We start from the raw sequence: 24,871 nt of genomic DNA on the forward strand, positions 1-24,871 counted from the left end.
CATTAGAAACTAGTTCCTATGTCTCAAAATATCATTTTTTCCTTTTTGGTAGTATAATAGAATTATTATTTTAGAAATGAGGTGGCCCTATGGCTGTAAAATATAATAGAACAGATGATTTAGATAAGATGTTCGAGGAATTTGCAACCCTTCCTAAGCTAGAAAAAGTAGAATTCCCTGATGATAAAAAGAAAAAAGAAACAGAAGAAAAGGCTAAAAAAGCATGAGTCTCTTTTCAAATCTACCTGCTAGCGTTTTACAGGCTGGCGCTATCTTTCTCTCCATTATCATTGAGGCCCTACCTTTTGTTTTGATTGGAAGTATTATTTCTGGCTTTATTGAGGTTTATGTCACGCCAGAAAAGGTTTATCACTTCTTACCCAAAAATAAATGGGCTCGGATTTTCTTTGGAAGCTTGATCGGTATTGTCTTTCCATCCTGTGAGTGCGGAATTGTTCCCATTATTAACCGCTTCTTAGAAAAAAAAGTCCCCAGTTACACAGCTGTTCCTTTTCTGGTGACAGCACCGGTTATCAATCCTATTGTTCTCTTTGCGACCTACTCAGCCTTTGGAAATTCCTTCCGAATGGCTCTGCTTCGTGCCTTAGGTTCTATGGTAGTGGCTATCGTTTTAGGGATCTTTTTAGGTTTCTTTGCAGACAGCAATATTCAAAAAGAAAATCGCAAGGCTGTTCATGAGCATGACTTTTCACATCTCAGCAAGGGACAAAAGCTTTTTCAGGTATTTGTGCAGGCCATTGACGAATTTTTCGATACAGGTCGCTATCTGGTCTTTGGCTGTCTCTTTGCCAGCTTGGTCCAAGTCTATGTGCCAACCAGAATCCTGACCTCCATCAGCTCAACACCAGCTATTGCTATTCTCCTGCTCATGCTGCTGTCCTTCCTTCTTTCACTTTGTAGCGAAGCTGATGCTTTCATCGGGAGCTCCTTGATTGCTAGCTTCGGCTTATCGCCAGTCTTAGCTTTCTTGGTCATTGGACCTATGCTAGATGTTAAAAACCTTCTGATGATGAAAAACTACTTTAAGACACGCTTTATTTGGCAGTTTATTAGTCTAGTCACCGTCGTTGTCTTTCTTTACTCTTGGCTTGTGGGGGTAGTGCTATGATTCGATTTTTAATCTTAGTCGGCTACTTTGAGATCACCATGTATCTGCAGCTGACAGGCAAGCTTAATCAATATATCAACCTTCATTACTCCTACCTGGCATACTTGTCTATGATTCTGTCCTTTATCCTGGCAGTGGTTCAACTCATCGTCTGGATGAAAAAGATGGAGGTCCACAGTCATTTGAGCACTTTCTGGGCCAAACTGGGTAGCGTACTGCTCCTTATCATCCCACTATTTGTAGGAATTTTCTTTCCAACTGTTACCTTGGATTCGACCACAGTTTCTGCTAAAGGATTTCATTTTCCACTGGCTGAGGGAACTTCGACAGCTGTTCAGCAGGACGAAGGCACTACCAGTCAATACCTGAAGCCGGACACTAGCACCTACTTTACTAAAGGGGCTTATGAAAAAGAAATGCGGACAGCCGCCAAGAAATATGTCAAGCAAGATACCATTCAGGTCACCACTGAAAACTACATGGAAGTCATGGAAGTTATCTATGATTATCCAGATGAATTTGTTGGTAAAACGCTTGAATTTACCGGTTTTGTCTACAATGACCCGAGCGATCAGAAAAGTCAGTTTCTCTTTCGCTTCGGCATCATCCACTGTATTGCTGACTCGGGTGTCTATGGCCTCTTAACAACTGGAAATACCCAACATTTTGAAGACAATACTTGGATCCATGCTAAAGGAAAGATTGCTGTCCAATACCATAAGAATTTAGGACAGAGTCTGCCTATCCTAAAGGTCTCCAGTTTTGAAAAGGTAGAAAAACCAGACAATCCTTATGTTTATCGCGTATTTTAGAAGAGTTAGACAAGTAGTCTAACTCTTTTCTTAAACTCAGACAAATTATATTCTATTCGTAGCGTCATTTACCATTTTTGAGGCATTTGTGATAAAATAGATACATCATTTTAGAAAAAAAGGATATTAGGATGTCATCTAAAGTTATTGTTACAATTTTTGGAGCTAGTGGAGATTTGGCTAAACGTAAGCTCTATCCTTCACTTTTTAGATTATATAAGTCTGGCAACCTTTCTAAGCATTTTGCTGTTATCGGAACAGCTCGCAGGCCATGGAGCAAGGAGTACTTTGAATCAGTTGTCGTTGAGTCTATCGCTGATTTAGCTGATAGTCCTGAGCAAGCACAGGAATTTGCCAGCCACTTCTACTATCAAAGTCATGATGTGCAGGATACCGAACACTACATTGAGCTACGCAAGCTTCAAAACCGACTCAATGAAGAATATCAAGCAGAACACAATAAACTCTTCTTCCTATCCATGGCTCCTCAGTTTTTCGGAACTATTGCCAAACACCTCAAATCTGAAAACATTGTCGATGGCAAAGGATTTGAGCGTTTGATCGTCGAAAAACCTTTTGGAACAGACTTGGAATCAGCTAGCCAACTTAATGATGACTTGTTGGCAACTTTTGATGAAGAGCAAATCTTCCGAATTGACCATTACCTGGGCAAGGAAATGATCCAAAGCATCTTTGCTATTCGTTTTGCCAACTCACTTTTTGAGAATATTTGGAACCGCGACCACATTGACAATGTCCAAATCACCTTTGCCGAAAAACTGGGTGTAGAAGAACGTGGCGGATATTACGATGAATCCGGCGCCCTAAGAGATATGGTCCAAAACCATACCTTGCAATTGCTGTCTCTTCTTGCCATGGATAAACCCAACAGCTTTACAAAAGATGAGATCCGTGCAGAGAAAATCAAGGTTTTTGAACGTTTGACGCAACCGGACCAAGAAGATTTGAAAAAATATTTCATTCGTGGCCAATACAAGTCTGGAAAAGTCAATGGTAAGAAATATATTTCTTATAGAAGTGAACCCAATGTCAATCCAGAATCTATGACTGAAACTTTTGTTTCAGGTGCTTTCTTTGTTGACAGTGACCGCTTCCGTGATGTTCCTTTCTTTTTCCGCACAGGTAAACGTTTAACAGAAAAAGGGACCCATGTTAACATCGTCTTCAAACAAATGGATTCCATTTTTGGTGAAAAACTAGCACCGAATGTTCTGACCATCTATATTCAGCCAACAGAAGGTTTCTCACTCAGCGTTAATGGCAAAGAAGTCGGCGAACTCTTCAGTTTATCCCCTATTTCTTTAGATTACCGTACAGATGCGACTGCTTCTGGAGCTTCACCTGAACCTTACGAAAAATTAATTTTTGATGTACTTAACAATGACTCAACTAATTTTAGTCACTGGGAAGAAGTAAAAGCCAGCTGGAAATTAATTGATCAAATCGAAGAGCTCTGGAGAAACAATCAAGCGCCACTTCATGAATATGCAGTTGGAACAATGGGACCAGCTGCTTCAGCAGAATTATTGGCTCAGTTTGGAGCTGAGTGGCAATGGAACCCTCAAAATTAAATACAAAAAAAGAAATCCAAGGAATCTGGATTTCTTTTTTTGTATTTAAAGCAGTCCTTCTAGAAGGCCACGCATGAAATTCTCTGAATTGAATTCACCAATATCATCAATCTTCTCACCAAATCCAATCAATTTAACTGGAATATCCAATTCCTGACGAATAGCAAGAACAACACCTCCACGCGCTGTTCCATCAATCTTCGTTAGAACAATTCCTGTAACTGGAGTAATCTTTGAAAATTCCTTGGCTTGAACGAGGGCATTTTGTCCTGTTGAAGCATCTAAAGCTAGGAAAGTCTCGTGAGGAGCATCTGGATTGACTCGCTTAATAATCCGGCCAATCTTTTCCAATTCAGCCATGAGATTATCTTTATTTTGCAAGCGGCCAGCAGTATCGATCATCAGAATATCGACATTTTCAGCTTGAGCGCGCTCCATACCGTCAAAAACAACACTGGCTGGATCACACTTTTCAGGACCAGTCACAACAGGTACATCAACACGTTTCCCCCACTCAGCTAACTGGGCTACTGCTCCAGCCCGGAAGGTGTCTGCTGCTACCAACATAACCTTCTTGCCTTCTTGCTTGTACTTGTAGGCCAACTTACCGATAGACGTAGTTTTCCCAACACCATTGACACCGACAAAAAGCATGACTGTCAAACCATCTTGGAAATTAATTTTCTCATTGTAACGACCATCTTTTTCGTAGATATCAACTAGCTTTTCGATGATAACCTTTCGTAAAGCATCAGGTTTCTTGGCATTTTCTAATCTAGCCTCATATCGTAGCTCTTCTGCCAAATTAGAGGCCACTTGCACGCCAACGTCGCTGGTAATCAAAAGCTCTTCCAAATCTTCAAAAAAGTCTTCGTCGACAGTCCGGAAATTAGCAAAGAAAGCATTGAGCTTCGCTCCAAAGCCTGTCCGAGTTTTTTTCAAACTACGGTCATACTTTTCTTGAACAGTTTCAGTATGACCTTCTTCCTGGTCTGACTTTGTAACTTTAGCCTCTTCGCTTACACTTGTACCTTGCTTCGCTTCATCTGGTAAATCTTGCTTCTCTTCCTCAACAGCTTCTGCTTGGATTTCTGCTTGATTTGAGTCTTTCGCATCTTCATCAGTCTGACTTGGTTCATCGACAGTTAGAGGTCCTTGGTTTTCTAACTTGATATCTTCAATTGCTGGTGTTTCTGAGTCACGTTCTAATTGATCTGTTTCAGACTCTTCTTGGACTGAGGCTGGTTCTTCAGCAAGCTCTTCTTCACTTGAATTGTCTATTTGATCTTCTTCAGACTTTTCTGCAATGCTGGCACTCTCTTCAATCTCTTCTTGCTGGAGTTCATCCGCTTCTTGCTCCACGAATTTATTATGAGCCTTGACTTCTATGACCTCATTCAAGACCTGGTCTTCAGCTAAGCGCTCTTCTATCTCTTCGTAAAATTCCTGCTTTTCCTCTTCTTCAAAAGGTTGACTCTCCTCTTGTAAACTTACTTCAGCAGCAGTTTCTACTTGAGACTGATTTTCGTTTTCTAGTTCTTCTATTGCGTCCTCTGTTTCAGAAACTTCCGTCTGAACAGACTCCTCTTCTCGGATGTCTTCTTTTTTTTCTTTTTTTCTGCCAAAAAGGCGGTCAAATAAGCCCATGGTCTGTCCTCCTTTTCTCTATAAAATATAGTTTTCAATCGCCCAAGCGACTGCGTCTTCATCGTTGGTCAGCGGGGCAACTACCTTGGCTACTGCTTTGATTTCTTCCGTTGCATTCCCCATGGCCACACCAAGTCCAGCCCATTCAATCATGGAGCGGTCGTTTGCTTCATCACCGCAAGCCATGATCTGACTGGAATCTAAACCAAGATGCTGGCTTAATTTTGCTAAACCAGTTGCTTTATGAACATTTTTCGGAGACCACTCTAACAGCATATCCCGAGATTTAAAAATTTCATATCGCTCAAGTAATTCACGTGAAATCTGTGGTAAAGCCTTATCAATGCTGGATGGATCAAAGGCTGAGACACATTTATTGTATGTCAGCCCCTCAGATAAATCGTTTAGCGATACGTGTTCAAACTGGAGATAAGGATTGGCTTGGGCATAGAGGGATTTCTGTTCTGACTGCAGCTGATACACAACTCCCTCACTAATAGCATCGAGTGGTAAAGCAAGCTTTTGAGTTTCTTCAAAAATGCGAACTACATCAGCATGGGAAAAGACAGTTTTATCTATAATTTCACCAGTATTTCGCTGAACCAAACCACCGTTAAATGTAATGGTATATTCATCCTCTAAACCTGCTGTTCCCAACTCATCTAGTAAAAATTCCATAGCTTTGAGTGGCCGACCTGTCGTCAATACAACTTTTACTCCCTTTGCCCTGGCAGCCGCTAGAGCCTTTAGATTCCTCTGAGAAATTTTCTTGTCAGAAGTCAACAGGGTTCCATCTAAATCAAGCGCAATCAGTTTAATAGCTGTCATATTAACTTCTCCATATAGGCAATTACAGACTGATCTTTGTGAGAGCCAATCACCTCAGTTGCTAATTCTAAAATCTCTGGACGGGCATTCTCTGGTGCAATTGGATGGCCAACTACCTGCATCATATGGAGGTCATTAAGATTGTCTCCAAAAGCCATGACTTGGTTCATATCTAAACCAAGTTTCTTGGCTAATTCGACAATCGCAACCCCCTTATCCACGTAATCAAGAACAATATCAATGGATTCATAACCAGTTGTCATCGCTTTGACTCCAGGAACATTTTCATTGACCCAAGCTTCTCCTTCAGCTATAGTTTCAGGTGTGAAATTAGTCGTGAATTTGAAAATCTCATCATCAATATCAGCTAAACTAGCCACCTTGACAATATTTTCATTGTAGTGAGCTGAAAAATGTAGATAGGTCGGATCCACACTGTCTAAAACATAGCAAGCTTTTTTACCTGTTAGCAAAAGCTTACCAGTATTTACATATGGAGACTCCTTTAACTTTTCAAAAGTATCTAAGTAAAAATCTCGGCTCATCGTAGCCTCATATAGATCCTGCCCATGAAATTCAACTAGACTGCCGTTTTCAGCAATGAAAATAATCTCATTACGAACTTCGGCAAACAGCTTCTCCAGAGACAGAATCCCTCGGCCACTAGCTACCGCAAAATAGAGACCTTTCTCTTTGAATTTGACTAAAAGACTTTTCAGACGCTCCATGTCAAATTGCCCTTGACCATCTAAAAAGGTACCATCCATATCGGTTGCAACTAGTTTAATATCCATTTTACATACCTTCTAAATCTTTTAATTTCACCGAAACAATCTTCGACACACCGGACTCCTGCATGGTCACTCCATAAATGGAGTCAGCTGCTGACATGGTCCCTTTTCGGTGGGTAACAACGATAAACTGACTCTCCTTGTCAAAGCGGTTGAGATAATCCCCAAAACGTTTAACATTGGCTTCATCCAAGGCCGCTTCCACTTCGTCCAAAATAACAAAAGGAATGGTCTTCACTCGAATAATGGAGAAGAGCAAAGCGAGAGCTGACAAGGCCTTTTCCCCACCACTCATGAGATTGAGGGACTGGATCTTCTTGCCAGGTGGCTGCACCGAAATTTCAACTCCAGCTGTCAAAAGATCGCCTTCTGTTAAAATTAGGTCTGCAGATCCTCCACCAAACATTTGTTTGAAGGTTATTTTAAAGCTTTCACGAATGGCCTCAAAGGTTGACTTGAAACGTTCCTTGACTTCATCGTTCATTTCTTCGATGGTTGTCAAGAGAAGATTCTTAGCGGACAAGACATCATTTCGTTGTGTATTGAGAAAGTCCAAACGATTTTTTACTTCATCAAATTGTTCAACAGCATCCAGGTTTACTGGGCCAAGCGCACGTATAGATCGTTCCAAGTCTTTGACTTGCCCTTCCGATACTGCTAAGTTTTCGAGAGGACGAGACTTCTGATTGGCTTCGTCAAAGCTCATTTGATATTCTTCCGTCAGACTGGTTAAGAGACGACGCAAAACATCAGTAATCTTTTCTTTTTCAGCCTCAGCCTTGGCCTGATTACGTATCAATTCTTCATTTTGCTTACGTGCCTGATCTAAATGACTGAGGATGTCTTCAGACTGACCTTCCAAATCTTCTAATTCAAATTTCAGACGAATCAATCCTTGGTTTAATTCTGTCTTTTCCTGATTAGCAGTCTTCAACTGATCTTCTAGAACTGTAATATCCACCTTTTGGAGACTGGATTCTTTTTGTTCCATTAAGAGTTCCAGGGTTGACTGTTCTTTGATGAGAGTAGCTTTCTCTTCTTCCAGACGCTCCAAATCATTTTTCTCAAAACGTTGGAGAGAGGTTAGCTCAGTCCGAGATAGTTTCAAGTCTGACAATTTATTGGAAAGTTTATCAAAGCGTTCTTGAACAGCATCTTTATTCGATTTAACCTGCTCAATTTCCTGTGTCACATCCAATTTAGCCTGCTCAATTTCAGCTAAACGAGCCTGCAATTTTGCTTGTTCGCCAGAAATATCAAATCCAGACAACCTTGCCAATTCTTGCTCTTGCAGATCTTTCAGATTCGTCAGCTCTTCCACTCGCTTTGCAATTTGCTCATAAGCTAAACTAGCTTTTTGTTCTGCCAAGCGGGCGCTTTCGCCATCTTCCTTGATTTGATCTAAGACATGCTTAGCTTGACTCAGCTGATTGTGTAGGACTTGGACAGCCTCTTCTTTTTCCTTCAATTGGAGATCTTTTTCCTTTATATCAGACAAAAGAGCATCCAATTCCGGTTTGATAAAGATCGTATTGTTGTTTTTATTTGCTCCACCAGCGTAGGAACCACCTGTTCGCAGTTCTGTCCCGTCTAGAGTGACTATTCTGACTTGGTAACGAACCTGACGGGCCGCAGCTCGTGCATTGTCTACCGTATCAAAAATGGCTGTTGTTCCCAGCAGATTTTGGAAGATGGTATCCAAGCTTGCATCATAAGTGACCAGCGAAGATGCCAAACCAAGGAAACCTTTACTAGACTCAATGCTTGTTCGATGATGATCAGCTAGCTGACGCGGTTTAATCGTTGTCAGTGGCAAGAAAGTTGCCCGACCAGCTCGATTTTTCTTCAAGAAATCAATTGCTCTTGTAGCAGCTGCTTCATCTTCGACAATAATATTCTGACTGCTAGCCCCTAAAGCGATCTCAAGAGCTGTCTGATAATGCGGATCAAAACTTAATTTTTCACTAACAGCACCAACAATCCCACCTAAGCGATCAGACTCTTGCAAGACACTTTTTACACCAGCATAGAAGTTACTATGATTTTTAAGAATAGCTTCCAAACTTGCAGAACGAGCCTTCTTATTTTTTAAATCATCCAACAAATCAAACATGGTTTTCTGCTGATTTTGGTAACTTGTCTGCAGTTCTTGTACTTTTTCCACCTGCGCCTGGTAAGAATTCAATAAGTCTTTTAGATTCTTCCGAGCTGTTTCCAACTCTTCTATATGGGCTGTTTCAGCCTTTTGGCTTTCTAACAAGTCTGTTTTAATTTTTTCAAAATCAGCCTGTTTGCTCTCATTTAGTTTCAACTCATTAGCCTGTCGGCTTTCCAGAGCAGTCAAATCATTGGATAAATCTGCCTCTTCTTTCATGAGTTTGACATATTGATCTCGTAAATGCTCAATCAATTGATCAGGATCCTCAGAAAAATCGGCAATCTCTTTTTCTAGCTCAGCCATTTCCTGCTGATTCTTATCCAATTTTTCTGCAATAAGAGTCAGATTTTCAGACTTAGCCTGACAATCTTTCTCCGTTTGCTCCAACTTCTCCGCCAATACAGCCATACGAGCCTCATTTTCCTTACGGCTACTAGCCGCCTGACTCGACTCTAACTTAGAGAGGTCAATTTGTCGCTCCAAGTCACTAATCAGACGAGTTAATTCCAGTAGCTTAGCTTGATCAGCTGCCAAGGTCTGATTAAGCTCATGGCGCTTAGATTTGAGAGTTTGGTTCTCCAGTTCCAATTCATCGCGTTTGCTATAATAGGCAGACAGCTCTTCCTGAATCTTGGCCAAATTCTCCTCAGCCTGGTTCAGCTTTTCCTTATTAGCTGTCATTTGAGCAACCAAGACATCTAGGTAAAGTTCCCGCCTTTCTTGATCTAACTCCAAAAAGCGTTTAGCAGTTTGTGCTTGCTTCTCTAAAGGTTTGATTTGCCCATCCAATTCGTAAATAATATCTTCCAAGCGATCCAAATTGTCTTGGGTTTGAGCCAATTTACTCTCAGTTTCCTTACGACGCGTCTTATATTTCAGTACTCCCGCAGCCTCTTCAAAAATAGCACGCCTCTCCTCCGGCTTACTGTTAAAGATCTCTTCTACCTTACCTTGGGAAATAATAGAGAAGGAGTCCCGTCCAAGCCCTGTGTCCATAAAGAGATCATGAACATCACGCAAACGAACCTTTTTACCATCTATCTTGTACTCACTATCACCACTGCGATAAATATGACGCTCAACTCTAATCTCCTTAGCTGCATTCTTGATAAATTGATCGCTATTATCAAGAACCACTACTACAGACGCATAATTAAGGGGCTTACGTGTTTCTGTCCCGGCAAAAATAACATCGGGCATCTTACCGCCACGCAAACTCTTAACACTGGATTCTCCCAAAGCCCAGCGCAGACTTTCTGTAATATTGGACTTACCTGAACCATTGGGGCCGACAACTGCTGTTACCCCTTGGTCAAAAACTACCTTTGTTTTATCCGCAAAAGATTTAAAACCCTGGATTTCAATTTCTTTTAAATACATGAATGATTTTCCTTTTCAAAGGCATTCTTAGCAGCCTCTTGTTCTGCCAGCTTTTTAGAACGCCCTTGGCCTTTTCCTACTAAACGACCGTCAACCGAAACGCTAACCTCAAAATTTTTGGCATGAGCTGGCCCAGATTCAGACACGACTTGATAAAGAATTTCTACATCTCCATTAGACTGAAGCAACTCTTGCAATTTTGTCTTATAGTCTGTCACTTGCTCAAAATCTCCTGCCTCCACCTTAGGAATCATGACTTGATAAATAAAGTTCTTCACAACTTCCAAGCCTTTATCAAGTAACAAAGCTCCTAAGAAAGCTTCAAACAAGTCACCTAAAATCGTTTCGCGCTCACGGCCCCCAGATTTTTCCTCTCCCTTACCCAGCTTGATGAAGAGATCAAACTGACAATCACGACTAAAACCCGCCAAACTTTCCTCACGAACAATCGTTGAACGAAGCTTAGTCAAATCTCCTTCAGGTCTCTTGGGGTATTTTTCAAATAAATACTCAGAGATAATTAATTGCAGAACAGCGTCTCCTAAAAATTCCAGGCGTTCATTGTGTGAAATTTTTAAGAGGCGGTGTTCATTGGCATAGCTTGTATGAGTAAAAGCTGTTTCTAGCAATGAAACATCCTTAAAAACCAAGCCAAATCGATCAAACAAAAGGTTTTCTAATTTTTTCATAAACCTCTACCTGTGTTCAAACTGATAAACACAAGTCCAATCCTTTCTATCTTTATAGCAAAGTAGAGTAGAAAGACACTCTTAACAAATGGTAAAAGTAAGTTCTACTTCTGTTTAAATCTTCTATTAGAAAGAAGACTGCACAGCTACTATTATACCAAAAATTAAATTTTCCTGCCCTCTTTTTCTTGCTTTAGACAAAGGAAAAAAGACAATTATAACAATTGTCTTTTCTATAGTTCTTACTTATCAGGAATGACCTTAAATAAGTAGTAAGTGATAAAAATTGTTAGGGCAAATAGACCGATTTTTACAAGTACAAGAGGAGCAAAAAATATAGAAATGCCCATCAAAATGTAGATGGATACAATAATCTTTTTCTTACGCTCCTTGGCAATCGATCCTGTCTCCCGAAAATCCGCCACATAAATCTGATACATTTTTGTATGATAGAGCCAATTTTCAAAACGTTTGGAACTCCGAGAGAAGCAAGCTATGGACAAGAGCAAAAAAGGCGTTGTGGGCAAGATTGGAAGAAGAATTCCAACAACACCCAGCCCCAAAGACACAAGCCCAACAAGAAAATAAATGGGACGCATAAAATCTCCTGGTTATTTTTTATTTTCAACATGATTAAATTGATGTCAGAGGCGTAGCTGTATCTGGCGAAGTATCCAAAACTTGAAAGTCATGATTGACTGCCAAGTCAGCTTGAGCCAGCTGATTAACCATAGTCATATGAGCCAGCTCCTTGATATTATTCTCCTTACTCAAGTGACCTAGATAAATCTTTTTGGTACGGTTCCCCAAGGTTCGAATCATCGTATCAGCACCATCTTCATTAGATAAATGCCCTTTATCAGATAAAATACGTTGCTTAAGACTCCAAGGGTAAGCTCCACTACGCAAAATTTCTACATCGTGATTACTCTCAATCAAGTAACCATCAGCATTTTCAACTACTCCAGCCATACGGTCACTCACATAGCCTGTATCCGTCAGCATGACAAAGCTTTTATCGTCTTTCATAAACCGATAAAATTGTGGTGCCGCCGCATCATGGCTAACACCAAAACTTTCAATATCTATATCACCAAAAGTCATAACCTTACCCATTTCAAAAATATGCTTTTGACTGATATCAATTTTTCCCAAAGCACTATCCATGGCTTTCCAAGTATCTTCATTAGCATAGATATCTAAGTTATACTTGCGGGCTAAAACCCCAACACCATGAATGTGATCCTTATGTTCATGAGTTACTAAAATAGCATCTAAATCTTCTGGTTTACGATTAATTTCACTTAGGAGACTAGTGATTTTTTTACCAGATAGTCCCGCATCCACTAAAATCTTCTTTTGGGTTGTTTCTAAATAAAAACAATTACCACTAGATCCAGATGCTAAAATGCTATACTTAAAACCTTCCTTAGTCATCTTTACTTTCTACTTCTTCACTTTCCCAGCCATCATCCAAAACAGCATCCTTATCATACGGCAGGACAATTGTAAAAGTTGATCCGACTTCATACTCACTCTTGGCCCAGATAAAGCCATGGTGCTGCTTGATGATTTCTTTTGCAATCGCAAGTCCTAAGCCCGTTCCACCTTGCGCACGACTTCGAGCCTTATCCACTCGATAAAAACGGTCAAAGATCTTAGGCAGGTCTTTTTTGGGAATTCCCAATCCTTCATCAGAAATTGAAATAATCAGCTGATCTTCCGTCGTTTTCATCCCTACGGTAATCTTTCCACCATCTGGAGAATACTTGATAGCATTATTCATGATATTATCAATGACCTGCGTCATTTTATCAGTATCAATTTCAACCCAAATAGGTGTGATTGGATAATCTCGTACAATCTCATATTTTTTGGTTTCATCCTGACTTTTAATCTTATCAAAACGATTCAAAATAAAAGTGATAAAAGCTGTAAAATTAGTTAATTCTACATCCAAATGACTACTATCATTATCAATCCTTGATAAGCTAAGCAAATCAGAAACCATCCGCATCATTCGGTTCGTTTCAGTAAGAGAAACTTTAACAAATTCAGGAGCAACTGGCTCAGAAAGAGCGCCCTCGTCCAAAGCTTCTAGGTAAGACTTAACACTTGTTAAAGGGGTCCGGAGCTCATGACTAACATTTGATACAAAAAGCCGACGCTCCCGTTCCTCTTTTTCCTGTTCTGTCGTATCGTGCAAAACAGCTACCAAACCAGAGATAAAACCAGATTCCCTACGAACCAAGGCAAAACGAACACGCAGGCTTAGATATTCTCCATTTTCATCCTGTGAATCAATCGTCAATTCCGGCATCTTGGTAATTAAATCCCGCAGATCATATTCATCCGCAATATCTAACAAGTCTAAAATACTTGTATTTTGGACTTCCTCTGGATCAACACCTAATTGCTTAGAAGCCATATCATTAATCATGATAATCTGACCCCTACGGTTGGTTGCCAAAACCCCATCCGTCATGTAGGACAAAATACTAGTCAAACGTTTGGTTTCTTGCTCCAGATTTTCTTGTGTTAATCTAGTTACCTCAGACAAATCATTTATACTATTGGTCATATCCGTAATTTCTGGACTGCCCTGCATATCCAGAACCTCGGAATAGTCTCCTGCGATTAAATCTTTGATCTTTTGATTGAGCAGACGAAGTTGGCGATTATCCCATCGATTCTCTAAAAAGAGCAGGGCAACAACCAAAATAAAACCTAAAACAATTAAAACAAAAACAAAATCTACAGAAAACACAAATTGTCTAATATTTTCAATCATTGTTTCTCATATAGTAGCCAACACCACGACGAGTTAAAATATACTCTGGTCGGCTTGGCGTATCTTCAATCTTTTCACGTAGGCGGCGAATCGTCACATCAACAGTACGTACATCACCAAAATAATCATAACCCCAAACTGTCTCTAACAGGTGTTCGCGTGTCATTACTTGACCAACATGACTAGCCAAATGGTAGAGTAATTCAAACTCACGATGGGTTAATTCTAGTTCCTCGCCATGTTTCTTAGCAACAAAGGCATCTGGTAAAATTTGCAATTCGCCCACTGTCAACTCATTTGAACCCTTCTCATTTTCTTGGGTATCTACAGCAAATTCTGAACGTCGCAAAATAGCCTTGACACGAGCTTGGAGCTCACGGTTAGAGAAAGGCTTGGTCACATAGTCGTCTGCTCCGATCTCAAGGCCGATAACTTTATCAAACTCACTATCTTTAGCCGATAGGACAATAATTGGAACATTACTGGTCTTCCGAATGGTACGTGCTACTTCTAGCCCATCCAACTCTGGCAACATCAAATCCAAAATCAAAATATCAGGATTTTCAGCTTCAAACATCTCAAGAGCTTCACGACCATCAAAAGCCGTAACAACTTCATAGCCCTCTTTTACCATATTAAATTTTATAATATCTGAAATTGGTTTTTCATCATCTACAACTAATATTTTCTTCATATCTTTCACCTTTTTTTCTGTCTCTTTTATTATAACAAACTTTCTTAAAATAGACTAATTTCCCCAATTAAAAATACTATTTCTTTATCTTACAATTTAAAGACATTCGTGACAATGCTGTAAAAAATTAGCTCATAAAAAAAACTAAAAATAAACAGCCAAAAAAGAAACAGAACTCAAAAAGAACCCGCAAAGCGAGTTCTTAATCATTATTTTTCAACGCGTGATTTGTTGGCGATATCAGCTAGGATAGCTTCAACAAATTCGTCTACCGCTACCGTATGTGTTTCTTTTTGGCCGTAGCGACGAACGTTGACAGTTCCATCTTCCATTTCCTTGTCCCCAACGATCAATTGGTAAGGAATCTTGCTGGTTTGAGAAGCACGGATCTTGAACTGCATTTTTTCATTGCGCTCATCCACATCAGCACGGACACCGCGGTCACGGAGTTTCTTAGCCACTTCCCATGCGTAGTCCACGTGTTTTTCGTTAGAAACGGGGATGAGGGTCACTTGATGTGGTGCAAGCCATGTTGGGAAGGCACCCTTGTAGTTTTCAATCAAGATAGCTGTGAAGCGTTCCATGGTTGAAATAACTCCACGGTGAATCATAACTGGACGGTGTTCTTCACCATCAGCTCCGATGTATTTGAGGTCGAAACGTTCTGGAAGCAAGAAGTCGAGCTGGATAGTAGAAAGGGTTTCTTCTTTTCCAAGGGCTGTCTTCACTTGGATATCGAGTTTTGGTCCGTAGAAGGCAGCTTCTCCTTCCGCTTCAAAATAGTCTACGCCCATTTCATCAAGCGCTGCACGAAGCATAGTTTGGGCATTTTCCCACATTTCATCATTGTCAAAGTACTTGTGAGTATCTTGAGGGTCACGAAGAGAGAGACGGAAGCGGTACTCAGTCAAGTTGAAGTCTTCGTAAACATCGATAATCAACTGAAGGGCACGTTGGAATTCTTCTTGGATTTGTTCAGGAGTAACAAAGAGGTGACCGTCATTAAGAGACATTTCACGCACACGTTGAAGACCGGTGAGGGCACCAGATTTTTCGTAGCGGTGCATCATACCGATTTCAGCGATACGGATTGGCAATTCACGATAAGAATGAACATGGTGTTTGAAGACTTGGATGTGGTGTGGGCAGTTCATTGGACGAAGGACAAACTCTTCACCGTCTCCCATGTCCATAGTTGGGAACATATCTTCACGGTAGTGATCCCAGTGACCAGAAGTTTTATAAAGCTCTACTGATGCAAGTGGTGGAGTGTAAACATGTTGGTAGCCTGCAGCGATTTCCTTGTCAACAATGTAGCGCTCCAATTCACGACGGATAGTCGCACCATTTGGCAACCAGAATGGCAAACCTTGACCAACCTCTTGAGAAATCATGAAGAGGTCAAGCTCTTTACCAAGTTTACGGTGGTCACGTTCTTTGGCTTCTTCACGCATTTGAAGGTAGTTCTTCAAGTCTTTCTTGTCAAACCAAGCTGTACCGTAGATCCGTTGCATCATAGCATTATCGCTATTTCCACGCCAGTAAGCACCAGCTACATGGAGCAGGTGGAAGATTTGGATGCGACCAGTTGATGGGACGTGAGGTCCACGGCAAAGGTCCACGTATTCACCCTGACGGTAGATAGTCAAACCGCCCTCGTCCTCAGAGTGTTCTTCAATCAATTCCAACTTGTAAGGGTCGTTTTTGAAGATTTCACGTGCCTCGTCCTTGGTAACTTCCTCGCGAATAGATGGGAAGTTTTCTTTGACGATCTTTTTCATTTCTTCTTCGATACGAGGAAGGTCTTCGTTTGAGATCTGACCAGCTTGATTGTCCGTATCGTAGTAGAAGCCATCTTCGATCGCTGGGCCAACTCCCAAGTGAATGTCTGGGAAGAGGCGACGAGCTGCTTGGGCGAACAAGTGGGCAGCTGAGTGACGCAAGATTGGAAGAGCATCTTCGTGATCAGGTGTCACGATTTCGATGGAACCATCTTCAGTAATAGCACGAGTCGTGTCAATGAGTTTGCCGTTGAATTTACCAGCCAAGGCTTTTTTAGCTAGGGAATTGCTGATAGATTGGGCAATTTCAAAAGTAGTAACGCCAGATTCAAATTCACGAACAGCGCCATCTGGGAAAGTAATCTTAATCATAGTATTCTCCTTTAAAATTTTATCTTATTTTTATAACTGAGGTTTGAAAGAATGGGACATTAGTCATTTACAAAGAATGAAAACAATTGATTATCTAAATAAATGATAGTTTAATTTTCTCATTCTAAAGATAAAGAAAGCTGTAGAAATGAATAGATAGCATACTAAGGAAAGAATTAAAGACAGATATTCTACCTTAGTCATCTCACCTCTCATGTATATCCTTATCGGATAACTTTTTATCGCATTGACCAAATAGATACCAGCTGTCAAACTTAAAAGATATCCCGTTATAATGAATTTCTTGTTATTGAAAAACATTAAGATACCAAGAAAGGGAGCAAGGAAGGGCAAGAGAGGAATGAGTAGAAAAAATGAAAAGACGACAATATACTCTAAGCCCCATAGGCTGAGAGTTTTCATTAGCCATACATAGACTATAAGGAAGGTACAAGCCATCATCCAAGATAAATATTTCTTCAAATCTATCACCTCATTCAGCTCTTAGCTAAATTTCATTTTAACTTTGTCATAACTATTCTCCATACAAAAAGCGACATCCTCGAAAGGACGTCGCAACGTGGTTCCACCTTCATTTATGTTCCTCAAAAAAGAGGGACACCTCTGATTGGCTCTAACGTAGCCACCGTTTTATGTTTTCATAAAATCCAGTAGAGTAGTCCCAACTGCATCCTCTACGCGATTTCCAGCTCCACGCGCTCTCTAAAAGATTTCCTGCAGGTGATATGTCTCTAGGAAACATTATAGCACGATTGAAAAAATTTGCAAGAACTTTTACATTTTTCTAGCTTCGCTTTTTTTCTTTCTCAAATGATAAAACAAATGGCCTAATCCATTACCAGCCAGTGAAGAAAGAAAATAAACCAAGTGATAGAGAGGAATCCATTCTCCAAAGATAAAAATTGTTAGCAAAAATAGAAGGCCAACTAAGAGTGAAAAACGCAATGAAAATCCATAAAATACTGCATATAGAAAAGACACCAAAAGAGTGACCAGAGGTGAAAATATAAGAACATTTCCAACCATAAGGCTTTTACTTACTATTGAATCAAGTGGCAAATATATTAGCAAAATATCAAATACTAAATAGAAAAAGACAAGGGGAAATAAGAAAAGAAATTCATTTTTTCTGTCTCTCATCCCCTCACCTCCTTTTCACCTTTCAAAGAGTAAACTTATTCTAGGTATTTGCGAATTTTTCTGATTTGTTTTCTTGAAGCTTTGATCATCCGAGTGGAACCATTTACCGGAAGAAGGATAATTTTACCTGGCAGTTTTATCATTGATTTTGCAAAGCGCTTTGTTCTTGTTTCATCCGGCCTAATTTCATTTTGAAAATCTTTAGAAATCCCTAAGTCCAGATAGAATTCATAGACACGGCGCCCAAAATTTTCTGCTGAAATCTCATAGAGTTTATCTGCCAATCTCTCTTCGTCCATTTTAGGCGTTGTCATAACTGCTTCTAAAATAGCACCAGATAGGTCATTGTCCTCATAATAAAGCGTCCCAAACATTTTATCCGTCACAACATTATCTAGATAAGGATTGCCATGTGCAATAATCGGTGTACCACTTGCAATACTTTCCAAATATGTTAGACCTTGTGTCTCACTAGTCGAAGCAGAAATAAAGAAATCAGCCGCCTTATAGTAAAGGGCAGTTTCATTTGGAGGAATCATACCCGTGAAAATGATAGAATCAGTAATACCTAAACTCTCAGCCTGTTCCTTCAAGTCCGCCAAATAAGGCCCATCTCCTGCTACTACCAATTTTACAGCAGCATTTTCTTTTAAGACATCTGGTAAGGCTTCAATAACTGCTTGAATATTTTTCTCATAGGAAACTCGAGACAAACTGAGCAACATAGTTTCCGAATCATCGATTGCCAATTTCTTTCGTAAATCTTCAATATGATTTTTGGTAATTTCAGGCCGTTCAAACTTAGCCAAATCAATCCCTGTAGGAATGACCCTCTTTTCAGTTGTAACCTTATAACGTGTCAACAAATCATAGACGATTTCACTAGGACAAATCACACCATCCATGTCATTCAAAAAACCACGAACGATATACTTAACCATACTAGGCCGAATCAGCATTCCATTTGCAATATAGCGGACGTAATCTTCATATTGAGTATGATAGGTATGCAGGACAGGAATCTTTAATTCCTTAGCAATCCAGACTCCTAACAACCCCAATGAAAATTCAGTCTGTGTATGAATGATATCAAGCTGATACTGTCGAGCAATCTCTAAAGCCTTAGAAAAACCTCGGTATGCAACCCGACGATCTTTAAAGGCAAAAAAGGGAACACTCGGTATCCGAATAATCTGCCAATCCTCATAACGATTCACGTCTTTATCAGTTGTCGTAAAGATAAAAACCGTATGTCCTTGCTTTTCAAGTTCCGTCTTCAAGGTACGAATACTCGTCGCTACACCCGAGACCTGAGGGAAATAGGTATCTGTAAAAAGACCAACGCGCATATTACATCTCCAATACTTTTCGATAGGCTTCTACTAGCTGATAGGCTACATCATCAATTGAACGACTTTGAGCTACTCGATAACCAGCTTCACGTTTATCAACTTGACCGTCTAGAACCTTTCGAAGTGACTCAACAAATTCATCAACATTATGACAAAGCTCAGCAGATTCTTCGCTAATCCATCCCTCATACACAGGAATATCTCGAAGAATGACATGTTGCTTGCTTGCTAGGGCTTCCAAGACCACAATACCTTCTGTCTCTTCGTAGGATGGGAAAAAGAAGGCATCACTTCCTGACATAGCTCCTTGAAAAACAGCTCCCTTAAAATAGCCAGGAAACTCCACATTAGAAGGATGATCTTTTTCTACTAATCTACGAATTGAAGCAGGGATCAACCACTTATTGATCGAACCTAGCCAGATAAAACGAACATCAGGCATCCTTCTAGCCACTTCAACAAAGTCTTCTATTCCTTTTCTCTTAAAATAGAGACCTGCGCAGACAACAACCTTTTGACCTTCCTTAACCCGAAAATGTTCTCTAAAAACCTTTTCTTTTTTAGGATCTGCTTGGTATTTTCCAAGATCTATACCGTTTGAAACAGCAATAATCGGTGTTGTTACCCCGTATCCTGCAATAAGCTTTTTAGAATACTCCGACGGTGTAATAACAAAGTCAGCCTTTTGATACATATGAGCCAGATATTTACCAAATAAAGGTGCAAATAAATTTGACCCAATAAAAGAATTCTGAAAATCTTCTTTAGTTGAGTGACCATGCATGATTACCTTCTTCCCATGTCTCTTAGCAGCGTGCAAGAGAAGCAAGCTTCTTGGCCCGTAAGTATTAATATGGACCACATCATAATCACCTAAAATATCTGTCGTATACGGAATACCAGCTAGGTCCAAGGCATGCATTTGGTGTTGCAAAGCTCGACCAATACCAGATTTTTCTAGCACTGATTTTCCTTCTAAATACAATAAAACTTTCATAAATACTATTATACCTAAAAGCAGAAAAAAATTAAACTTTAAATGGCAAAAGCAAGTATGAATCACTCAATCTTATAGCTTTTCTTGCCAATAAGTAGCCCCAAACGGCATATCAAAAAAGCCACCGAATGGTGACTTTAACTTTTATTTTCTAGTTGAGTTACGTTCGTAAATACCATGAGACAGAACAACTTCACGTTCTTCCAACTCTTCTTTGTGCATAATCTTAGTCAGCATACGCATACTAATAGCACCTAAATCATATAAAGGCTGGCTTATGGTAGACAAATTTGGACGTGTATAGCGAGATATTTGTGAATCATCGCTAGTAATAATTTCAAAATCCTCTGGAATTTTTACTCCACGATCAGCTAGTCCGTTTAAAAGACCAGCTGCCAGCTCATCACCTGTAACAAAAGCAGCCGTTGCTTTAGAAGCAATTACTCGTTCAGCTAAATTATAGCCATCATCATAGCTATACTTAGACTCAAAAACAAGACCTTCGCTGTATGACAGCTTTTTACTCTTAAGAGCCGTTTTATAACCGGATAAGCGTACTTTTCCATTGATATCATCAACTAAAGGTCCGCATACAAAAGCAATTTTTTTATTGCGCTTAGCAAGGAATGTGATAGCATCAATTGTAGCCTGTTTATAATCTATATTAACACTTGGCAATTGGTGCTCCACATCAATAGTTCCAGCCAAGACAACTGGCGTGCGTGAGCGTGAAAATTCTGAACGAATCTTTTCAGTAAGGTGGTAACCCATAAAGATAATACCATCTACTTGTTTCGAAAAGAGAGTGTTTACAACTGAAACTTCCTTATCATCATCCTCATCACTGTTTGCTAGGACGATATTGTATTTATACATCTCAGCAATATCATCAATTCCCTTGGCGAGTGTTGAGAAATAACTATTTGTAATACTTGGAATCACAACACCAACTGTCGTAGTCTTCTTGCTAGCCAAACCACGAGCTACTGCATTTGGACGATAATCAAGGCGATCAATTACTTCCAAAACTTTTTTCCGAGTGTTTTCTTTTACATTCTTGTTTCCATTAACTACACGACTAACTGTCGCCATAGAAACCCCTGCTTCACGGGCGACATCATAAATGGTTACTGTATCGTCTGTGTTCATATTGCTTCCTTTCTTAAAGTTGAAAATAACGTTTTCATATTCCTACCAAGAACATTTTATCACTTCTTGGAAACACTTTCAAGCATTTTGATGAGTTTATTTGAAAACTCTTGCTTTTTTAGCCATTTTTTGCCAAAATAGAGGCATAGAAAGAAGGTTTCATTATGACAAAATTGAATCAAATTCGTAATTTTCTTGAAAATGAGAAAAAAGACGCTGCAATCATTTCAGATCCAGTCACAATTCATTACTTAACCGGATTTTATAGTGACCCTCATGAACGTCAAATGTTTCTCTTTGTCTTCACAGATCAAGAACCTCTACTTTTTGTTCCCGCTTTAGAAGTAGAGCGTGCTTCTAGCACCGTTTCTTTTCCTGTAGTAGGTTATGTAGATTCTGAAAACCCTTGGCAAAAGATTAAGGCCACCTTACCAGTTGAAGCAGTTAAGGCTGTGGCTGTTGAATTTGACAACTTAATTTTAACTAAATACCACGGTTTGAAAACTGTTTTTGAGCAGGCTGACTTTACAAACCTTACACCATTTATTCAACGGATGCGCCTGATTAAGTCTGCCGATGAAATCCAAAAAATGCTTGTAGCAGGCCAATATGCCGATAAGGCTGTTAACATTGGTTTTGACAATATTTCTTTGAATAAAACTGAAACTGATATCATTGCTCAAATTGACTTTGCCATCAAGCAAGAAGGATATGAAATGAGCTTTGAAACCATGGTCCTAACTGGAAATAATGCGGCCAACCCTCATGGTATCCCAGGAGCAAACAAAATTGAAAACAATGCCCTCCTACTCTTTGACTTAGGCTGTATGGTTAATGGCTATGCTAGTGATATGACGCGGACTGTTGCTGTTGGCCAACCTGACCAGTTCAAAAAAGATATCTACCATCTAACTCTAGAAGCCCAGCAAGCTGCACTTGACTTTATCAAACCAGGTGTAACAGCCCATGAAGTAGACCGAGCTGCTCGACAAGTTATCGAAAAAGCTTGTTATGGTGAGTATTTCAACCACCGTCTTGGTCATGGTATCGGTATGGATGTTCATGAATTTCCGTCTATCATGGAAGGTAACGAGATGGTTATTGAAGAAGGTATGTGCTTCTCTGTTGAACCAGGTATTTATATTCCTGGCAAGGTCGGTGTCCGCATCGAAGATTGTGGGTATGTCACTAAAAACGGATTTGAACTCTTCACTGAGACTAGCAAGGACTTGCTCTACTTTGATTAGAATAGCCAAAAGCACCCATTGCGGTGCTTTTTTTCTAATTTGAAATCTACTTAGTCAACTGTTACTTCTCCAGTTCTATAGTTAATACGAATCCCGGTTTGAATATTCGGTATGAAAGTATTAAACTCGAGACTCCCATCGCTTGATTTGGTTTCCAGACGAAAAATTACTCCTTTTTTTGCTTCTAGTCGTTATTGGACTGAAATTCTTTACACTTTCTTAGATCCTCTTGCCCTTAATTACAAGTCTGAACTCTATTGTTTGGGCTTTTTTTTCTAAAAAATAAGAATCCTAAAAAACAGTCGACAACCATTTGGTGAAATTATTATATGTATAAATGATTAACTTTTCAAATCAGGTCTTCCCTTGCCCTTCTTTTTTTAAAATGATATAATTTCATTAAATTATCAGAATATTCTAAGATATTAGTGTTTTAAGGAGACATCTATGTCCTTCAAGAAAGCCCGAAGGAGAGGCTACCTTAGCTATCTTGTTCTCTTACTTTTTCTCATCATATTTTTACTTTTTTCATTGTTTTTATCTGTTTCTTTAGGAGCTGTTAAAATCAATTTGTTAGATACCTACCGGATTGTATTTAGTAAGTTAGGTTGGTTCTCAAATATAGGATACCTTTCCAAATCAAGTATTGCAATCGTTTGGAATATGCGAATCCCAAGAGTACTCCTTGCCATTATTGCAGGATCTGGACTTTCTATCTGCGGGTGTGTGATGCAATCCACTGTCAACAACCCCATTGCTGAACCTTACATTCTGGGGATTTCTTCAGGAGCTACTTTTGGAGCTACACTCAGTATCATTTTAGGCCTTAAAGCCTTCACTGGAGTTGCTGCTTTTGCGGGAGCACTTCTAGCAACCGCTGCTGTTTTACTAATTGCGACTATACAAGGAAAGTCAACAACATCCAGTCTGATTCTTTCCGGTACAGTAGTTAACGCCCTCTTTATCGCCTTTGCTAATTTTATCATTTCTCTTGGCGCCAATGCTGATAGCGCCTTGACTATCAAATTTTGGACTATGGGTTCTCTAGCAGGGGCATCTTGGTCGAATCTAACTTTTCCTGCTTTCATTGTCAGTCTTTCCCTTTTGTTCTTTTGGTCTCAATATCGAATTTTTAATGCCATGACGATGGGGGAAGAAATTGCTTTAACATTTGGTGTGCCCTTACGCTTTTATTGGTATATTTACATAACTATTGTAGCTATTATCACTGCTATGCTAGTAGCGTCTTGTGGAATTATTGGTTTTGTAGGATTGATCACTCCTCATTTAGCCAGAGCCCTAATAGGAAGCAATTATAAAGCAATCTTACCTATAGCCAGCTTGCTTGGAGCTCTCTTTGTTCTTTGGGCAGATGTTTTTGCTCGTGTTTTAATAAAAAATGCCGAGCTTCCGATTGGTATTTTTACTGCTTTAGTAGGAGCCCCCTTTTTTATCTATATGGTTGCTAAAAGTCGAAAGGAGGTGCTTAATTGAGATGGATCTAATTTGCGAAGATATTCACTATTCAATTGGCCAGAAAAAAATTTTAAATGGCATTTCTCTAAAAGTCGAAGGGAGAAAATTCCACACTATTCTTGGACCCAACGGCTGCGGTAAAACAACCCTATTGAAGACTATATATCGTCAAATGAAACCAGACAGTGGTAGGATTTTTTTAAACGGAAGTCCATTAAAAAATTTGAGTTTAAAATCTACCGCTAAAGGTATGGCCGTTCTCAGTCAATTTAACCAGTTGCAATTTGACACCACTGTTGAGGAAATCGTGTTACTGGGGCGAATCCCCCACCTATCTTTTTTACAGAGGGAACAAGAAGAAGATTATGACTTGGTTCACCAATCTTTACTTAAAGTAGACATGGCTGACAAAGCCAAACGCTCCTACTCCTCCCTATCTGGAGGAGAAAAGCAAAGAGTCTTGTTGGCTAGAGCCCTAGCCCAGCAACCAAGTCTGCTACTCCTAGACGAGCCTACCAATCATCTGGATATCAAATACCAGCTGGATATTCTAAGTATTGTTAAAGACTTAGATATCAACGTATTGGCTGTTCTACACGATATTCAATTAGCCTGTCGCTACTCAGATTATCTGTATCTTATGAAAGGAGGTGAAATCCTATATCAAGGCATCCCTGAAGAAGTAATTTGTCAAGAATCACTGCAAGCCATTTATGGTGTTCAAAGCAAGGTCGCTTGGACCAGCGATCAACAAGCAATGATTCAGTATCTCTAAGAAACTATTTTCAGAGATGAATAGTTGAAGAAAAAATTGTTTCCAATGTG

The 24,871-nt window shown here is 39.7% G+C and carries 22 protein-coding genes and 1 pseudogene; 7 read left to right on the top strand and 16 right to left on the bottom strand.

Annotated elements, in window-relative coordinates; all coding sequences use genetic code 11:
• The first annotated feature begins 89 nt into the window (after window positions 1-89).
• From HMPREF2780_RS02920 to zwf, 4 genes are all read left to right on the top strand, one after another.
• Window positions 90-227 (top strand): SPJ_0845 family protein, encoded by a 138-nt coding sequence (locus HMPREF2780_RS02920; protein WP_020992669.1) that lies wholly within the window; start codon window positions 90-92, stop codon window positions 225-227.
• Window positions 224-1,129, top strand: a complete 906-nt coding sequence (locus tag HMPREF2780_RS02925; RefSeq protein ID WP_045502160.1) for a permease — start codon at window positions 224-226, stop codon at window positions 1,127-1,129. Before HMPREF2780_RS02920 ends, HMPREF2780_RS02925 begins: the two co-directional genes overlap by 4 nt.
• On the top strand, window positions 1,126-1,941 hold the full coding sequence (locus tag HMPREF2780_RS02930; RefSeq protein WP_045502157.1) for a TIGR03943 family putative permease subunit: 816 nt from the start codon (window positions 1,126-1,128) through the stop codon (window positions 1,939-1,941). The genes HMPREF2780_RS02925 and HMPREF2780_RS02930 overlap by 4 nt, the downstream gene beginning before the upstream one ends.
• Before the next feature lie 131 nt (window positions 1,942-2,072).
• A complete protein-coding gene (gene zwf / locus HMPREF2780_RS02935; protein WP_105026109.1) occupies window positions 2,073-3,533 on the top strand; it encodes a glucose-6-phosphate dehydrogenase in 1,461 nt (486 codons plus the stop codon).
• Window positions 3,534-3,578: 45 nt separating this feature from the next.
• On the opposite strand, the gene ftsY is transcribed toward zwf, so the two are convergent.
• The 15 genes from ftsY to ccpA form a co-directional block, all read right to left on the bottom strand.
• Window positions 3,579-5,180 carry a signal recognition particle-docking protein FtsY gene (gene ftsY / locus HMPREF2780_RS02940; protein ID WP_105026110.1) on the bottom strand — a complete coding sequence of 534 codons (1,602 nt, stop codon included), beginning with the start codon at window positions 5,178-5,180 and terminating at the stop codon, window positions 3,579-3,581.
• Between the two features lie 18 nt (window positions 5,181-5,198).
• The gene (locus HMPREF2780_RS02945; protein WP_082307764.1) at window positions 5,199-6,008 is read right to left on the bottom strand and encodes a Cof-type HAD-IIB family hydrolase; all 810 of its coding nucleotides are present in this window, start codon (window positions 6,006-6,008) and stop codon (window positions 5,199-5,201) included.
• Entirely contained in the window at window positions 6,005-6,802 is a 798-nt protein-coding gene (locus HMPREF2780_RS02950) for a Cof-type HAD-IIB family hydrolase (protein WP_105026111.1), read from the bottom strand. Before HMPREF2780_RS02950 ends, HMPREF2780_RS02945 begins: the two co-directional genes overlap by 4 nt.
• A gap of 1 nt (window position 6,803) precedes the next feature.
• Window positions 6,804-10,337, bottom strand: coding sequence for a chromosome segregation protein SMC (gene smc / locus HMPREF2780_RS02955; protein WP_105026112.1), 3,534 nt, complete (start codon window positions 10,335-10,337; stop codon window positions 6,804-6,806).
• The gene (gene rnc / locus HMPREF2780_RS02960) at window positions 10,328-11,026 is read right to left on the bottom strand and encodes a ribonuclease III (protein WP_045773783.1); all 699 of its coding nucleotides are present in this window, start codon (window positions 11,024-11,026) and stop codon (window positions 10,328-10,330) included. Before rnc ends, smc begins: the two co-directional genes overlap by 10 nt.
• Window positions 11,027-11,268: 242 nt before the next feature.
• Entirely contained in the window at window positions 11,269-11,625 is a 357-nt protein-coding gene (locus HMPREF2780_RS02965) for a YbaN family protein (protein ID WP_045773784.1), read from the bottom strand.
• Between the two features lie 34 nt (window positions 11,626-11,659).
• Window positions 11,660-12,463, bottom strand: coding sequence for an MBL fold metallo-hydrolase (locus HMPREF2780_RS02970; protein WP_048775089.1), 804 nt, complete (start codon window positions 12,461-12,463; stop codon window positions 11,660-11,662).
• Window positions 12,456-13,817, bottom strand: a complete 1,362-nt coding sequence (gene vicK / locus HMPREF2780_RS02975; protein WP_105026113.1) for a cell wall metabolism sensor histidine kinase VicK — start codon at window positions 13,815-13,817, stop codon at window positions 12,456-12,458. Before vicK ends, HMPREF2780_RS02970 begins: the two co-directional genes overlap by 8 nt.
• The gene (gene yycF, locus HMPREF2780_RS02980) at window positions 13,810-14,511 is read right to left on the bottom strand and encodes a response regulator YycF (RefSeq protein ID WP_012000241.1); all 702 of its coding nucleotides are present in this window, start codon (window positions 14,509-14,511) and stop codon (window positions 13,810-13,812) included. Before yycF ends, vicK begins: the two co-directional genes overlap by 8 nt.
• 209 nt (window positions 14,512-14,720) lie before the next feature.
• Complete coding sequence (gene thrS / locus HMPREF2780_RS02985) at window positions 14,721-16,664, bottom strand: threonine--tRNA ligase (RefSeq protein WP_008809006.1); 1,944 nt, start codon at window positions 16,662-16,664, stop codon at window positions 14,721-14,723.
• A gap of 90 nt (window positions 16,665-16,754) precedes the next feature.
• Window positions 16,755-17,126 (bottom strand): hypothetical protein, encoded by a 372-nt coding sequence (locus HMPREF2780_RS11720; protein ID WP_048775085.1) that lies wholly within the window; start codon window positions 17,124-17,126, stop codon window positions 16,755-16,757.
• A 333-nt stretch (window positions 17,127-17,459) separates the two neighbouring features.
• Window positions 17,460-17,825: a hypothetical protein gene (locus tag HMPREF2780_RS03000; RefSeq protein ID WP_048775083.1), complete on the bottom strand. Its 366-nt coding sequence runs from the start codon at window positions 17,823-17,825 to the stop codon at window positions 17,460-17,462.
• Window positions 17,826-17,860: 35 nt separating this feature from the next.
• Window positions 17,861-19,174 carry a glycosyltransferase family 4 protein gene (locus HMPREF2780_RS03005; protein ID WP_045502122.1) on the bottom strand — a complete coding sequence of 438 codons (1,314 nt, stop codon included), beginning with the start codon at window positions 19,172-19,174 and terminating at the stop codon, window positions 17,861-17,863.
• Between the two features lies 1 nt (window position 19,175).
• Entirely contained in the window at window positions 19,176-20,174 is a 999-nt protein-coding gene (locus HMPREF2780_RS03010; protein WP_048775079.1) for an LTA glycolipid anchor biosynthesis glycosyltransferase, IagA/BgsA family, read from the bottom strand.
• A 144-nt stretch (window positions 20,175-20,318) separates the two neighbouring features.
• A complete protein-coding gene (gene ccpA, locus HMPREF2780_RS03015) occupies window positions 20,319-21,323 on the bottom strand; it encodes a catabolite control protein A (RefSeq protein ID WP_048775076.1) in 1,005 nt (334 codons plus the stop codon).
• Window positions 21,324-21,487: 164 nt separating this feature from the next.
• Between ccpA and HMPREF2780_RS03020 the strand changes: the two genes are divergently transcribed.
• On the top strand, window positions 21,488-22,570 hold the full coding sequence (locus HMPREF2780_RS03020) for a M24 family metallopeptidase (protein ID WP_105026114.1): 1,083 nt from the start codon (window positions 21,488-21,490) through the stop codon (window positions 22,568-22,570).
• A 50-nt stretch (window positions 22,571-22,620) separates the two neighbouring features.
• Here HMPREF2780_RS03020 and HMPREF2780_RS11725 read toward each other — a convergent pair.
• Window positions 22,621-22,728 (bottom strand): annotated as a pseudogene (locus HMPREF2780_RS11725) (DNA-entry nuclease); the annotation flags it as partial.
• Window positions 22,729-23,017: 289 nt separating this feature from the next.
• Here HMPREF2780_RS11725 and HMPREF2780_RS03030 point away from each other — a divergent pair.
• Both HMPREF2780_RS03030 and HMPREF2780_RS03035 read left to right on the top strand, forming a co-directional pair.
• Window positions 23,018-24,064, top strand: a complete 1,047-nt coding sequence (locus tag HMPREF2780_RS03030) for a FecCD family ABC transporter permease (RefSeq protein WP_105026115.1) — start codon at window positions 23,018-23,020, stop codon at window positions 24,062-24,064.
• Between the two features lies 1 nt (window position 24,065).
• Window positions 24,066-24,821: an ABC transporter ATP-binding protein gene (locus HMPREF2780_RS03035; protein WP_105026116.1), complete on the top strand. Its 756-nt coding sequence runs from the start codon at window positions 24,066-24,068 to the stop codon at window positions 24,819-24,821.
• Window positions 24,822-24,871 lie beyond the last annotated feature (50 nt).

It is taken from the genome of Streptococcus sp. HMSC062B01 (assembly GCF_001811085.1).
Lineage (GTDB): Bacteria > Bacillota > Bacilli > Lactobacillales > Streptococcaceae > Streptococcus > Streptococcus gordonii.